The organism is Kitasatospora sp. NPDC051853 (assembly GCF_044452665.1).
Lineage (GTDB): Bacteria > Actinomycetota > Actinomycetes > Streptomycetales > Streptomycetaceae > Kitasatospora.
In genome coordinates this window covers 66,590-81,494 of the sequence record NZ_JBITBY010000002.1, presented here as the reverse complement: position 1 = coordinate 81,494, position 14,905 = coordinate 66,590, and the positions used below count along the sequence as shown (strand labels likewise).

The window sequence follows — 14,905 nt, the reverse complement described above, 5'->3', positions numbered from 1 at the left end:
ACCAGGGCCCGTCCAGGCTCCGGAAAGGACCACAGCTTCCATGAGCAAGTACGCCATTGTCGGCCTCTCCTGCCTCTTCCCCGGTGCGGCCACGCCCGCCGAGTTCTGGCAGAACCTGAGCGCGGGCGTGGACAGCCGCCGGGAGGGCGGCGCGGAGGTGTTCGGCCCGGCGGCCGACCCCCGCGACGAGGACCCGGCCCACCGCATCTACTGCAGCCGGGGCGGCTTCGTCACCGGCTTCGACTTCGACCCCACCGGTTACCTGCTGGACGCCGACCGGCTGGCCGGGCTGGACCGGGTCTTCCACTGGACCCTGCACGTGGCCCGCGAGGCGCTGCGCGACAGCGGCGCCGAGGGCAGGCCCGAGCTGCTGGCCCGGACCGGCCTGATCATGGGCAACTACTCGTTCCCGACGCCCGGTTCGGCGAAGATCAGCCTGCCGCTGGTGGACCGCGCCGTGCTGGCCGGTCTGCGCGAGGCGGGCCTGCCCGGCCTCGACCTGCCCGAGCCGGCCGCCGCCGAGCCCGCCGACGCCCGGGTCAGCGGCGCCCCGGCCCGGGTCGCCGGCGCGGCCCTGGGACTCGGCGGCCCGCGCTTCGCGCTGGACGCCGCCTGCTCCTCCGCGCTCTACGCGCTCAAGCTGGCCTGCGACCAACTCGCGGCCGGCCAGGCGGACCTGGTGCTGGCGGGCGGCGTCTGCGCCCCCGACCCCACCCTGATCCACCTCTCCTTCTCCGATCTGCACGCCTACCCGGAGAACGGCTTCAGCCAGCCCTTCGACTCCTCCTCGGCCGGCATCCTCACCGGCCAGGGCGCCGGGATGGTCGCGGTCAAGCGGCTGGCCGACGCCCAGCGCGACGGGGACCGCATCCACGCCGTGATCGACGGCATCGGGCTCACCAACGACGGCGCGGGCCGTCACCTGCTGCTCCCCAACGCGGCCGGGCAGCACAGCAGTTACCAGCTCGCCTACGCCGAGGCCGGGGTCGAGCCGACCGCGATCGACTACCTGGAGTGCCACGCCACCGGCACCCCGGCCGGTGACTCCACCGAGGCCGAGTCGGTGGCCCGCTGGTTCGGCGGCCACGGCAAGGTGCCGCTGCTGGGCTCGGTGAAGGGCAACATCGGGCACCTGCTCACGGTGGCCGGGCTGAGCAGTCTGCTCAAGGTCATCCTGGCCATGCAGCACGGCGAACTCCCGCCCACCGTCGGGGTGGACACCCCGGTGGACGCCACCGTCGGCGGCGCCCTGGTGCGCGAGCGGACGGCCTGGCCCGAGCACCAGGGCCCGCGCCGGGCGGCGGTCTCCGCCTTCGGCTTCGGCGGCACCAACGCCCACGTGGTGCTGTCGAACTCGGCGGAGCAGGCGGCCGAGGCGCAGCCGGTGGAGGCGCCCGCGCTGGACATCGTCGGCCTCGGCGCGCACTTCGGCACCCTGGAGACGGTGGCCGAGTTCGAGCGGGCCCTGCACGAGGGCACCGACGCGTTCCGTACGCTGCCCGAACTGCGCTGGCGCGGCATGGAGTCCGGCCCGGTGCCGGAGGGCGGCTTCGTCGACCAGGTGGCCATCGACCCGGTGGACTACCGCATCCCGCCGGCCGACCTGCGCAACTACAACCTCCAGCACGCCCTGATGGCCAAGGTGGCCGACGAGGCGCTGGCCGACGCGGGCTTCGCCCGCACCCCGGCCGAGGGCCAGTCGGTGCCCGCCCCGCGCCGGGTCGCGGTGGTGGTCGCGATGGAGATCGAGCCCAGCGCCCACCTGCACCTGGCCCGGCACGGCCTGGCCGGGCGGCTGCGCGAGGCGTACGCGGCGGCCGGTCTGGAGCTGACGGACCAGCAGACCGAGCAGCTGGCCGCGGCGGCCCGGGACGGCGTGCACCAGCCGATCGTGGCCAACGAGGTGCTCAGCTACATCGGCAACATCATGGCCAGCCGGATCTCCGCCCTGTGGAACCTGACCGGCCCCTCCTTCACCATCTCCTCCGACGGCGCGGGCACCGCCGAGGCCCTCGACATCGCCCGGCTGCTGCTGCTCGACCCGGAGATCGAGGCGGTGCTGGTCGGCGCCGTCGACCTGGCCGGCTCGCCGGAGTCGCTGCTGCTGCGGGGGGACGCCCCGGTGACCGGAGCCGGACTCAGCTTCGGTGCGGGGAGCCAGGGTTGGCGGATCGGCGAGGGTGCTGGTGCCGTGGTGGTGGCCCGGCCCGGGAGCGACCGGCAGGTCTACGCCCGGCTGGACTCCGCCGTGGTGCGGCACGCCGTCCCGGTGGCCGGGGAGCTGCCCGAGGCCGACCCGGCGCTGTTCGCCGAGGCGGCCCGCGAGGCGCTGGCGCTGGCCGGGGTCGGCCCGGCCGAGGTCGGCTACCTGGAGGCCCACGCGGGCGGCACGCCCGCGCAGGACGCGGCCGAGCTGACCGCGCTGGCCGCCGTCTACCCGGCCGGGGCCTGCGAGCCCGCGCTCGGCAGCGGCAAGGCCCAGCTGGGCGACACCCAGGGCGCGGCCACCATGGCCGGGCTGCTGCGCGCCGTGCTGGCCCTGCACCACGGCTACCTGCCGGGGGTGCCCAACTGGCGCGGCCCGGCCGAGGAGCACACGGAGGCCTTCGCCGCGGCGGGCTTCCACCTGCCCGGCGAGTCCCGTCCGTGGCTGCGGGCCGAGCGCTCGGCCCGCCGGTACGCGGCGGTCAGCTTCCTGGGCACCGGCGGGGCGCACGGGCACCTGGTGCTCTCCGCCGCGGAGACCCGGGGCGCGACCGTGGAGCGGGACTGGCGGCGGGCCGGCGGCCCGGTGCTGCTGGCCCTCGGCGCCGAGGACCGCGCCGGGCTGCTGGCCGAGCTGGACCGCCACCTGGACCTGCTCTCGGTCAACGCCGACCCGTACGCGCTGGCGGTGGCCGCGAGCAGGCGGCTGACGCCGGGGCTGACGGTCCGTGCGGTGCTGGTCGGCACCGACGCGGACAGCCTCACCGCGCAGCTCACCGCCGCCCGGCGGGACCTGCCCGGCGTCTTCGAGCGGGGCGAGGAGTGGGCCACCCCGGCCGGCAGCTACGCCACCGCCCGGCCGATCGGCCCGGAGGGCAAGGTCGCGCTGGTCTACCCCGGCGCGTTCAACTCCTACCCGGGCCTGGGCCGCGACCTGTTCCGCGCCTTCCCCGGCCTGCTCACCCGCTTCGAGGCCGAGGCCGAGCAGCCGGACCGGGCGTTCCGCTCCGCGCTGCTCCACCCGCGCTCCCAGCAGCCGCTGGGCAAGCGGGAGTTGATGGGGCTGGAGGAGAAGCTGGGCGGCGACCTGCCGTTCATGCTGGCCACCGGCACCAGCTTCGCGATCCTCTACACCGACCTGGTCCGCGAGCTGCTCGGGGTCCGGGCGCACGGCGCCTTCGGCTACAGCCTGGGGGAGAGCAGCATGCTGTTCGCCACCGGCGGCTGGCTGCGGGAGGCCCGGCGGGACGACCGGATCAGCGCCACCCCGCTCTTCAAGGACCGGCTCTGCGGGCCGCGCCGGACGGTCCGTGAGCTGTGGGGCCTGGCCGAGGACGCACCGGACTCGGCGGTCTGGGGCAGCCACGTGCTGCTGGCCGCGGCCGAGGACGTGCGGGCCGCGATGGCCTCGTACGACCGGGTGTACCTGACCCACGTCAACACCCCCAACGAGGTGGTGATCGCCGGGGCGCCCGACCAGTGCAAGGCGCTGATCGCCGAGCTCGGCTGCCCCTCGGCCCGCTCGCCCGTCAACTCGGTGATGCACTGCCCGGTGGTGGACGGGGAGCTGGCCGGCCTGGCCGAGCTCAACGACCACCCGGTCGGCCCGGTGGGGGAGTTGGACCTCTTCACCGCGTACGACTACGGCACGGTCGGGGAGCTGGACCGGCGGACGGTGGCCGAGCGGATCGCGCACACGCTCCGCTCCACCATCGACTTCCCCAAGCTCACCCGCACCGCGTACGAGCAGGGCTTCCGCTACTTCGTCGAGGTCGGCCCGAGCTCCACCTGCACCCGCTGGGTGAAGGAGTCGCTGGGTGCCGAGCACCCGCACGTGGCGGTCTCGGTGGACCGGCGCGGGGTGCCCGCCACCAAGGCGATCGCCCAACTGGCGGCCCGTCTGCTGGCGCACGGCGTCCCGCTCGACCTGGCCGGACTGCTCGGCGAACTGCCGGCCCCGGAGGGCCGGAAGCGGCTGCGCTTCCCGGTCGGCGGCGGCCCGTCCATCCCGGCCGCGGTGGCCTCCGCGGCGAAGCCGGTCGTCAGCGGTGCGGTGGGTGCCCCGGCCGCGTTCGCGGGCGTCGGCATCGCGCCGGGCGCACCGCTGGTGGCCGCCGCCGCGTCCAGTGCCCCGCCCGCCGTCTCCGCCCGGCGGCGCCGGGCCGAGGCGGCTCAGCCGGTCGGTCAGGCCGGCCAGGCCGCTCCGCGCGGAACGGCCGCCTCGATCGGCCTGCCCGGTACGGGTGCGGCCGCGCGGCTCGGTGGGGGCGGTGGGGCCGGTCCGGTCGCTGCCGCTCCGGCCGGTGCGGGTTCGCCCGCGCAGCCGGGGCAGGTGGTCGCCCTCGGTGCCTCCGCGCCCGTCGCGATCATGGCCGGGCCTCCCGCGGTGAGCGCCGCGCACGCCGCCCCGCCCACCCCGCAGGAGCGGCCGTCCGCCGCCGTCCCGCCGTCCCCCGGACCGTCCGGTCCCGTTCCCGTGGAGGGCCAGCCCCCGATGCCTGTCGATCCGTCAGTCGCCGACCCCGAGGTCATCACCTTCGACGGCGAGCCGATCTCCTTCCTGCCCTGGGCCGAGCCCGAGGCGGCCCCGGCGGCCCAGCTGGCCGCGCAGCAGCCCGTGGCCGCCGCCGCGCCGCAGGCAACCGCGCCGCAGCCCGGCGTCAGCCCGGCCGGCCGGCTGGTCCGCGAGCTGCGCGAGCAGCTGCTCGCCACCCACTCGGTGGTGATGGAGACCCAGCGGGTGCTCCAGGAGTCCACGCTCAGCCGGGCCGAGGCCCTGCTGGCCCAACCGCCGGTCGTCCAGCCCGATTTGCCGGTGCTCCCGGCGCCCGAGCCGATCGCCTTCGCGATCGAGACCACCGTCCCGCAGACCCCGGCCCCCGCGCTGCCGCCCGTCGCACCGGTCGCACAGCAGCCGGCCACCCCGCAGCCCGTGGCCCCCGCCAAGCCCGCGGGCGTGATCTGGGACCAGGCCGACCTGCTGGAGTTCGCCACCGGCAGCCTGGCCAAGGTCTTCGGCGCCGAGTTCGCCGAGATCGACTCCTACGGCAAGCGGGTGCGCCTGCCCGCCGAGCCGTACCACTTCGTCACCCGGGTCACCGACCTCAAGGCGGAGACCGGCGTCTACCAGCCGTCCTTCATCCGCACCGAGTACGACGTCCCCGAGGACGCCTGGTACACCGTGGACGGCGGCGTGCCGCCGGCCGTGGCGATCGAGGCCGGGCAGTGCGACCTGCTGCTGATCAGCTACCTCGGCATCGACTTCAAGAACAAGGGCAAGCGGGTCTACCGCCTGCTCGACTCCACCCTGGTCTTCCACGGCGACCTGCCGAAGGCCGGGCAGACCCTGCGCTACGACATCTCGATCAACCGGTTCGTCACCCAGGGCGAGACCACGATCTTCTTCTTCTCCTACCTCTGCTACGCCGACGGCGAGTTGATCCTGGAGCTGAAGGACGCCTGCGCCGGCTTCTTCAGCCAGCAGGAGCTGGAGACCCCGCTCGGCGTCGTCATCACCGAGAAGCAGAAGGCCGAGCGGGCCGTGCTGAAGAAGACCTGGTTCAAGCCGCTGGCGGAGACCGCGCACGACGACCTGACCGCCGCCGACCTGGAGCTGCTGGCCCAGGGGAAGCCCGGTGAGGTGTTCGGCCCGCACCACGCGCAGGACGAGGGCATGAACCCGGCGCTGCGACTGCCGGACGCCCGGCTGCGGATGATCGACCAGCTGCACATCGACCGCACCGGCGGCCCGCGCGGCCTCGGCCTGCTCACCGCGAGCAAGCAACTGCAGCCCGACGCCTGGTACTTCGAGTGCCACTTCCCGGACGACCCGGTGCTGGCCGGCTCCATGGTGGCCGAGGGCGCGGTGCAGGCCCTGCAGGCCTACCTGCTCCACCAGGGCATGCACCTGGTGCTGCCGGACGCGCGCTTCCAGACCATCATCGGCCTGCAGACCGAGGTCCAGGTGCGCGGCCAGATCACCCCGCAGCACAGCGAGATCCGGTACGAGATCGAGGTGATGGAGCTGACCCTGCTCCCGCGCCCCTCGGTGATCGCCGACATCCTGGTCTACCTGGGCGACAAGCCGGTGATCCGGATGCACAACTTCGGCATCCAGATCCGGGAGAAGGAGGGCACCCCGTACCGCCCGGAGGCGGGCGGCGTCCCGGCCTTCCTCGGCCGGCGCAACCGCAGCGGCGAGCCCGCGATGATCAACGAGCTGCACCTGGCGCACGCCGCCAAGGGCGACCTGGGCACCGCGATGGGCCCCGAGTTCGACGTCTACGCGAACAGCCGGGCGCCCTACATCCCCAACGGGGACTTCCAGTTCGTCGACCGCATCATGCGCCTCGACGGCACCCGGGGCGACCTCAACCCCGGCTCGGAGATGGTCACCGAGTACGACTCGCCGGCGGACGCCTGGTACTACACCCAGAACGCCCACCCGCACATGCCGAACGCGGTCTACATGGAGACCTCGCTGCAGGCCGCCATCCTGCTCGGCTACTACCTGGGCGCCACCCTGAAGCGTCCGGAGGAGCAGTACGCGATCCGCAACCTGGACGGCAAGGCCACCCTGGTCAAGGACCTGGACCTGCGCGGGAAGACCATCCGGCACCACTCCAAGCTGCTGATGACCAGCGCCATGTCCGGTGCGGTGCTGCAGAACTTCAGCTACGAACTCTCCGCCGACGGCGAGGTGTTCTACGTCGGCGAGTCGCTGTTCGGCTACTTCTCCGACGCGGCGCTGGCCAACCAGGTCGGCCTGGACGCGGGCACCTACGTGGCCCCGTGGATCGAGCAGGCAAAGCCGGGGAACGTGCGGCGGATCGAACTCCCGGCGGACGCACCGGCGTTCACCGACCCGACCGGCGGCCGGCTGCACCTGCCGGGCGAGCACTACGCCCTGGTGGACCGGGTCGACCTGGTCGAGGGCGGCGGCACGTTCGGGGCCGGCTACCTGCACGGGCACCGCGAGGTCCGCCCCGACGAGTGGTACTTCGACTGCCACTTCCACCGCGACCCGGTGATGCCCGGCTCGCTCGGGGTGGAGGCGATCCTCCAGGGCCTGCGGCTGTTCGCCCTGGAGCAGGGCCTGGCCGAGGGGCTCGAGAACCCGCGCTTCGGGCCGGCCGTGGACGTGCCGATGAGCTGGAAGTACCGCGGCCAGATCCTGCGCCACGACCGCGAGTTGAGCTTCGACGTGCACGTGAAGGAGATCCGCCGCGAGCCCGGCCGGGTGGTCGTGGTCGCCGACGCCTCGCTGTGGAAGCCCGGCCTGCGGATCTACGAGCTCACCGACGTGGCCATCGAGGTCCGCTCCGACGCCGTCTGACGGCTCACCAGACCCGGGGCTTGCCGGGTCGGTCCTCGGCCCGGCAAGCCCCTTCCCCAGCTAGGAGACAGACCCCACCCATGGACACCTTGGAGACACCGCTCCGCTGGTACGGGGAGAGCTACCCCGCCACCGACTCACCGGGCATCTACCAGGCCCTGGCCGCACTGGACCGCCCCTGCTTCATCGTCCGCACCCCCGAGGGCATCGGCGCCGTCGCCGAGGGCCACCCGGCCGCGCGCGGCACCCGGCAGGGCGCCGGCGGCGGCCTGCCGCTGTTGGCCGCCGTCCCGCCGCTGCCCGCCGACCGGCTCGGCTCGCCCGAGTTCCGCGCCGCGCACGGCGTCCGCCAGCCCTACCTGGCCGGGGCGATGGCCGGCGGGATCGCCTCCGCCGACCTGGTGATCGCGCTCGCCAAGGAGGGCTACCTGGCCTCCTTCGGCGCGGCCGGCCTGCTGCCGGAGACCATCGAGCAGGCGCTCACCCGCTTCGCCACCGAGATCCCCGGCCTGCCGTTCGCCGTCAACCTGATCCACAGCCCGAGCGAGGAGCGCCTGGAGCGCGAGGCGGTCGAGCTCTTCCTGCGCTACGGCGTGCGCTGCGTGGAGGCCTCCGCCTTCATGGCGCTCACCCCGCACGTGGTCCGCTGGCGCCTGGCCGGGCTGCGCCCCGGCCCGGACGGCCGGGTGCTCGCCGAGCACCGGCTGATCGCCAAGATCTCCCGGACCGAGACCGCCGAGCGCTTCATGAGACCCGCTCCGGCCGCCATGGTCAGCGCGCTGCTGGCGGACCGTCTGATCACCCCCGAGCAGGCCGAACTGGCCCGGCACGTGCCGATGGCCGACGACATCACCGTGGAGGCCGACTCCGGCGGCCACACCGACCGCCGCCCGCTGCCCGCGCTGCTGCCCTCCATCCTGCGGCTGCGGGACACCGTGCAGCGCGAGCACCGCTACCCCGCCCAGATCCGGGTCGGCGCGGCCGGCGGCCTGGGCACCCCGACCGCGGTGGCCGCCGCCTTCGCGATGGGCGCCGCGTACGTGGTGACCGGCTCGGTCAACCAGTCCTGCGTGGAGTCCGGCGCCTCCAAGGCGGCCAAGGCGATGCTGGCCGAGGCCGGGATCGCCGACTGCGAGATGGCCCCCGCCGCAGACATGTTCGAACTCGGCGTCGAGCTCCAGGTGTTGAAGAAGGGCACGCTCTTCCCGATGCGGGCCAAGCGGCTCTACGAGCTCTACCAGGCCTACGACGGACTGGAGGCCCTGCCGCCGGAGGAGCGGGCGAGGTTGGAGACCCAGGTGTTCCGCCGCCCGCTGGCGGACGTCTGGCAGGAGTGCGTCGGCTACTTCCAGCGGCGCGACCCGGAGCAGCTGGCCCGTGCCGAGGGCAGCCCCAAGCGGAGGATGGCCCTGGTCTTCCGCTGGTACCTGGGCATGTCCTCCCGCTGGTCGGTGGTCGGCGACCCGGACCGCACCCTGGACTACCAGGTCTGGTGCGGCCCGGCGATGGGCAGCTTCAACGACTGGGTGACGGGCAGTTACCTCAAGACCCCCGGCAACCGCCGGGTGGCCGACGTGGCCCACCACCTGATGAACGGCGCCGCCTTCCACACCCGGGTCGCGCAGCTGCGCACGGCCGGCGTGCGGATCCCCGCCACGGCGGGGGACTACCGGCCGGTGCCGCGGTGACGCCCGAGGAGCTCGACCGCGAGCTCGGTGACCCGGCCGACCCGGAGAACCCCTTCGGGTGGGCGGCGGCCGTCCGGCGGGACGAGGAGGGGGAGTTCCCGGAGGAGCTGTGCGGCGTGCTGCGCAAGCACGACTTCCACCTGAACTACCTGCCGCGCGAGCTGGGCGGCACCTTCGAGAGCTTCGACCGGAGCCTGACGCTGGTGCGCACCGCCGCCCGGCGGGACCTGAACGTGATGCCCGGCACGATGTTCTCCATCACCGCCGCCACCTGTGTCCGGCTGCACGGCTCCACCGCCCAGCAGGAGCGCGTCGCGGAGATCCTCCGCCGCGGCGGCTCCGTCGCCTTCGCGATGTCGGAGGCCGACCACGGCAGCGACCTGCTGGCCAACGAGGTCCGGCTCACGCCGGAGGGCGAGGGCTGGCGCCTGGACGGGACCAAGTGGATGGTCGGGCTCGGGCAGCGGAGCGGCGCCGCCTACGTGGTGGCCCGGACCGGGGAGCGGGGGCCCGGGGCGTTCTCGGCGGTGCTCGCGGACCTCGACGGGGTGGAGCGCGGCCCCGAGGTGCCCACCGGCGGCATGCGGGGGATCGACTTCGCGCACCTGCGGTTCGACCGGCACCCCGTCGCGGCCGACGAGCTGGTGGGCCGTCAGGGGGAGGCGCTGGAGGCGGCGGTCAAGGCGCAGCAGGTGGTGCGGCTGATGAGCACCGCCGGCAGCCTCGGCTGTGCCGACACCGCGCTGCGGCTGACCCTGGACTTCGCCGCCGAACGCCGGATCGGCCGCACCCTGCTGATCGAATCCCCGTACCCCCGCCGTGAGTTGGCGATCGCCTCGGCGGCCCTGCTGGCCGCCGACGCGGTCGCCCTGGCGGCGGCCCGCGGCATCCACGTGGTGCCGGAGCAGTTCAGCGTCTGGGGCTGCGCGGCCAAGCACGTGGTGGCCGAGGCGGTGGAGGACGCGATGGGGCGCTGCGCCACCGTGCTGGCCACCCGTTCGGTGCTGCGCACCGAGGGCCCGGGCGGCGGGATGTTCCAGAAGCTCCAGCGGGACGCCGCACTGGTGCGGGTGGTGGACACCTCCACGGTGGCCAACCTGCGCTCCTTCGCGGGGCAACTCCCGGCGCTGATGAAGGGGCTGGACGAGGCGGCGGACCCGAGGGCGGTCCGGGAGGTCTTCGACCTCGGTGCCGAGCTGCCCCCGTTCGACCCGGCCCGGCTCGACCTGAACGCCCGCGGCCGGGACCTGGTGACGGCCGGCCTGCCGGACACCGGTCCGATCCACCGTCACCTGGCCGACCTGTCGGTCCAGGTGGCCACCGCCGACCCGAAGGGCAACGAACTGGTCGACCTGGCCGAGCGGTTCGCCTGGCTGCACGCGGCCGCCGCCTGCCTCCACCTGTGGGTGGTGAACCGGGAGAACGAGGTGCTCGGCCGTCCGGACTGGCTGACCGCGGTGCTGGCCTACCTGCTCTCCCGCGCCGAGGGCACCCCCGTCCGCCGCCGGGAGGCCGAGCTGCTGCCGGCCCTGGCCACCGTCCGGGACCTGCACGGGCGGGGGCGGCTGTTCTCCGCCGTCCCGGTCGACCTCACCTGACGGCACCACCGAATCCGATGGCACCACCGATCCACAGGAGCGAACCACCGTGCCGAAGGCAGACCTGACCGAGCTCGCCGCCCGGCTCGAAGAGCAGCTCGGCGACCCGCACGACCCCGACAGCAGCATGCCCTTCGAGCAGATCCTGGCCCACGACGAACGGGAGGAGTTCCCCTACGCCTTCGTCAACCTGCTCCAGCGCTGGGGCGTGCACGAGTACGTCATCCCGGCGGCCCAGGGCGGCAAGGCGGGTGACGTCGAGGTCGGCTTCAACCTGCTGCGCCTGATCGCCCGCCGCGACCCGACCTCGGCCACCGCGCTGATGCTCACCAGCCTCAGCTTCATGCCCGCCTGGATCGCCGGGACGGACGAGCAGAAGCAGTACGTCGTCGACCGGATGAAGCAGGGCACCAAGCTGGCCTGGGGCCTGTCGGAGCGTCACCACGGCAGCGACGTGCTGGCCAACGAGATGCGCGCCGAGAAGGTCGAGGGCGGCTACCTGCTCACCGGCGAGAAGTGGCTGATCGGCAACGCCACCGTGGCCGACGGGGTGAGCGTCTTCGCCCGCACCGACCCCAAGGGCGGCCCGGCCGGGTACTCCATCTTCCTGGTGGAGAAGCGCAACACCCCGGCCGGCTCGGTGGTCGAGCTGCCCAACGAGCGCCTGCACGGCCTGCGCGCCCTGGACATGAGCGGCATCCGGCTGGACGGCGTCTTCGTCCCGGACTCGGCCCGGCTGGGCCACGAGGGCCAGGGCCTGGAGATCGCGCTGAAGAGCGCCCAGGTGGCCCGCACCACCATCGGCTCGATGGCGCTGGCCGCGGTGGACACCGCGCTGCGGGTGACCCTGGACTTCACCGAGCAGCGCGAGATCTTCGGCAAGAAGGTCAGCGACATCCCGTACTCCCGGCGGCAGTTGACCGAGGTCTTCGCCGACCTGCTGACCGCCGACGCGGTCAGCCTGGGCGCGGTGCGCAGCCTCCAGCTGGTGCCGGAGCAGACCAGCGTCTGGTCCTCCGTCGCCAAGTACTTCGTGCCGACCCTGCTGGAGCGCTCGATGGCCCAGCTGAACATCGTGCTCGGGGCCCGGCTCTACCTGCGGGCCCACCCGCACTACGGCATCTACCAGAAGATGCTCCGCGACCTGCTGGTGGCCATCTTCGCCGACGGCAACACGGTGGTGAACCTCAAGAACATCGCCCTCCAGCTGGACGGCCTGCTCACCACCGCGGGCAACCCCGCGGCCCGGGCGGAGGCCGAGCTGCGCACCCCCGTGCTCTACGGCATCGACCGCGAGCTCCCGCTCTACCGGCCGTGGGACCAGGAGCTGTTCAGCCGGGGCAAGGACGACGCGCTGCTGGGCGCCCCGGCCGCGCTGGAGCGGCTGCGGGAGCTGGCGGCCGCCGCCAAGGGCGAGGAGCGCGACTGGCTGGAGCGCGCGGCCGCACTGGCCGGCGAGCTGCTGGACCGGGCGGAGGACCTGCACGCGCAGGCCACCGGGCTGCGGGCCGCGCTCGGCCGGGAGTACGGCCAGTCGGCCGAACTCTTCGACCTGGCCAAGCAGTACGCGACCCTGCACGCCACCGCCGCGGTGGTGCACACCTTCGTCCACTCGCACGCCGCGCTGGACGACCCGCTGCCCAGCGGCGCCCTGCTGCTGCTCCAACTGGAGCGCCTCGCCAAGGAGTTCGAGCCGCACCGGGTGGTCACCGGGGCGGCCGAGGTGGACGAGGTGATGCGGGTGCTGCGCCACCTGCACCGCGCCAACCGGCTGTTCTCCTACTGGCAGTTCCCGCTCGCCGACCGGACCGGAGCCGTCCATGCCCAGAGCTGACCGCCGCACCGCTTCCCGCACCGCCGTCTGCCACGGCTGCCAGGGCGTCTTCGCCAAGGAGCGGCTGGACCACACCCTCAAGGTCTGCGAGCCCTGCCGGACCGGCTTCCGGCAGTCCATGGACGAGTGGCTCAAGCGGCTGGTCGGCCTGGCCGCACTGGCCGAGCCGGCCGAGCGGCGCCCGGCCGCCCCGTACCGGGCCAGGCCGTGACCACCACGGCCACGGGCACCGAGGTCGTGGGCGCCGACGCCCACCTGTACCTGCTGCCCGAGCGCTCGGTGGACGGCTTCGCCGAACTCCACGGCGGCGCGGGACTGCTGACCCGGGACGAGCGGGACCGGATGGAGCGTCAGCGCACCGCCGGGGCCCGGCGGCGCTACCTGGGCGCCCGGCTGCTCTCCCGGTACGCGCTGAGCGACCGGGACGGCCGCCCGGTGGGGGAGTGGCGCTTCGTGGTGGCCTCCTCGGGCCGTCCGGAGGCCGAACCGGACGGCCACGGGCTGCGGTTCAACCTCTCGCACACCGACGGCCTGGTGGCCTGCCTGGTCACCGAGGGCCGCACCTGCGGGGTGGACGTGGAGTCCACCCCGGCCCGGCCGGACGCGGTGACCCACCTGCCGCGCTGGTTCGCCCCCGCCGAACGGGCCGCGCTGGCCGGGGCGGCGGACCGGGCGGCGGCGGTGGCCGCGTACTGGGTGCTCAAGGAGGCCTACCTGAAGGCGCTCGGCACCGGCCTGCGCCGGGAGCTGGACGGCTTCGCCCTGAGCGCCCCCTGGCAGCCGCCGATCCGGCTCCACGACCCGCTCCGGCTCCCGGACTCCGACTGGAAGTTCGACCTGCTCCACCCCGCACCCGGCTACGTCCTCGGCACCGCCGTCGCCGACGGCACGGCCGGCCGGCTGCACCAGACCTGGATCACCGCGTAGGAAGAGGAACACCCAGATGTCCAAGCCCCGTGTCGCCGTCGTCGGAGCCGGTGTGGCCGGTCTCTCCGCCGCCTACAAGCTGCGCGAGCACGCCGAGATCACGCTCTTCGAGGCGGAGGGCCGCCCGGGCGGCCACGCCAACACCATCGAGGTGGAGGACGAGGGCCGCACCCTCGGCATCGACACCGCCTTCGTGGTCTTCAACCAGCCCAGCTACCCCAACCTCAGCAAGTTCTTCGCCGAGCTCGGGGTGGAGACCCGCCAGCACCTGGGCGGCTTCAACTTCTTCGACCTGGACAGCGGACTCCAGTACGGCACCGCCGAGATGGGCCTGCCCGAGGAGGAGGTGACCGGCCGCTACGGCGCCGAGTTCCAGACCATCTGGCGCGAGGCCCGCCGCTTCCACGAGGAGGGCCGCAAGGACTTCCTGCGCAAGCGCACCGACCTGCCGCTGGGCGAGTACCTGGACCGGGGCGGCTACAGCCGGGAGTTCCGCTACGGCTACGTGATCCTGCTCTGCACCGCCGTCTGGTCGGTGCCGGCCGAGCTGATCTGGGAGATGCCGGCCACCACCGTGATCGCCTTCTTCATGGCGCACGACGAGGGCGGCCTGGGCGGCCAGAAGGTGGACTGGCGGACCGTCAGCGGCGGCTCGATCTCCTACGTCCGCAAGGCGGTCGCCGCGATCGACCCGAAGCTGCGGCTGGCCGAGCCGGTGGCCGGCATCCGCCAGGAGGAGGACGGCGTCACCGTCCTCACCGGCCGCGGCACCGAGCGCTTCGACCACGTGATCCTGGCGACGCACGGCGACACCGCCCGGGAGCTGCTCAGCAACCCGGACGAGGTGCAGCGGCGGACCCTGGAGAAGATCCGCTACAACACCTCGCTGGCCGTGCTGCACACCGACGCCTCGGCGATGCCGGCCGACCGGAGCCGGTGGGACAACTGGAACTACGGCAAGGTCGCGGTGGACGGCGTCAGCCGCCCGTACGTGGCGTACTACATGAACCGGCTGCACGGCTTCGAGTCCGCCACCGACTACTTCGTCACCCTGGACTACCCGCGCGAGGTCCGCGAGGAGCTGGTGATCCGCGAACTGCCGTACTCCCACCCGGTCATCGACATCGACCTGCGCCGCCTCCAGCAGACCATCTACCAGGTGAACGAGGGCACCCGGGTCAAGCTGGCCGGCTCCTACTTCCACTCCAAGCAGCTCTACCACGACCAGATCGGCTCGCACGAGGCCGCGTTCTCCTCCGGCATGGAGGCGGCGGCCCAGCTCCTGCGGGAGTTGGGCCACCGCGACGTCTGACGTCCG

Annotated in this window: 7 protein-coding genes; all 7 read left to right on the top strand. The window is 73.8% G+C overall.

All coding sequences use genetic code 11. The features are described from left to right. The first annotated feature begins 40 nt into the window (after positions 1-40). The 7 genes from ACIA8O_RS05195 (at position 41) to ACIA8O_RS05165 (ending at position 14,899) form a co-directional block, all read left to right on the top strand. Positions 41-7,540, top strand: coding sequence for a beta-ketoacyl synthase N-terminal-like domain-containing protein (locus ACIA8O_RS05195; protein ID WP_396292180.1), 7,500 nt, complete (start codon positions 41-43; stop codon positions 7,538-7,540). Between the two features lie 80 nt (positions 7,541-7,620). Continuing rightward, positions 7,621-9,228 carry a PfaD family polyunsaturated fatty acid/polyketide biosynthesis protein gene (locus ACIA8O_RS05190; protein ID WP_396292179.1) on the top strand — a complete coding sequence of 536 codons (1,608 nt, stop codon included), beginning with the start codon at positions 7,621-7,623 and terminating at the stop codon, positions 9,226-9,228. Beyond that, the gene (locus ACIA8O_RS05185; RefSeq protein WP_396292178.1) at positions 9,225-10,826 is read left to right on the top strand and encodes an acyl-CoA dehydrogenase family protein; all 1,602 of its coding nucleotides are present in this window, start codon (positions 9,225-9,227) and stop codon (positions 10,824-10,826) included. Before ACIA8O_RS05190 ends, ACIA8O_RS05185 begins: the two co-directional genes overlap by 4 nt. Positions 10,827-10,875: 49 nt before the next feature. Further along, a complete protein-coding gene (locus tag ACIA8O_RS05180) occupies positions 10,876-12,660 on the top strand; it encodes an acyl-CoA dehydrogenase family protein (protein WP_396292177.1) in 1,785 nt (594 codons plus the stop codon). Beyond that, the gene (locus ACIA8O_RS05175; RefSeq protein ID WP_396292176.1) at positions 12,647-12,871 is read left to right on the top strand and encodes a hypothetical protein; all 225 of its coding nucleotides are present in this window, start codon (positions 12,647-12,649) and stop codon (positions 12,869-12,871) included. The genes ACIA8O_RS05180 and ACIA8O_RS05175 overlap by 14 nt, the downstream gene beginning before the upstream one ends. Continuing rightward, complete coding sequence (locus ACIA8O_RS05170) at positions 12,868-13,587, top strand: 4'-phosphopantetheinyl transferase family protein (protein ID WP_396292175.1); 720 nt, start codon at positions 12,868-12,870, stop codon at positions 13,585-13,587. The genes ACIA8O_RS05175 and ACIA8O_RS05170 overlap by 4 nt, the downstream gene beginning before the upstream one ends. Before the next feature lie 16 nt (positions 13,588-13,603). After that, the gene (locus tag ACIA8O_RS05165) at positions 13,604-14,899 is read left to right on the top strand and encodes an NAD(P)/FAD-dependent oxidoreductase (protein WP_396292174.1); all 1,296 of its coding nucleotides are present in this window, start codon (positions 13,604-13,606) and stop codon (positions 14,897-14,899) included. The last annotated feature ends 6 nt before the right edge of the window (positions 14,900-14,905 follow it).

Bases quoted from the DNA above. Each gene is read 5' to 3' on its own strand.
- ACIA8O_RS05195 (WP_396292180.1), top strand. From the start codon at position 41: ATGAGCAAGTACGCCATTGTCGGCCTCTCCTGCCTCTTCCCCGGTGCG.
- ACIA8O_RS05190 (WP_396292179.1), top strand. From the start codon at position 7,621: ATGGACACCTTGGAGACACCGCTCCGCTGGTACGGGGAGAGCTACCCC.
- ACIA8O_RS05175 (WP_396292176.1), top strand. From the start codon at position 12,647: ATGCCCAGAGCTGACCGCCGCACCGCTTCCCGCACCGCCGTCTGCCAC.
- ACIA8O_RS05165 (WP_396292174.1), top strand. From the start codon at position 13,604: ATGTCCAAGCCCCGTGTCGCCGTCGTCGGAGCCGGTGTGGCCGGTCTC.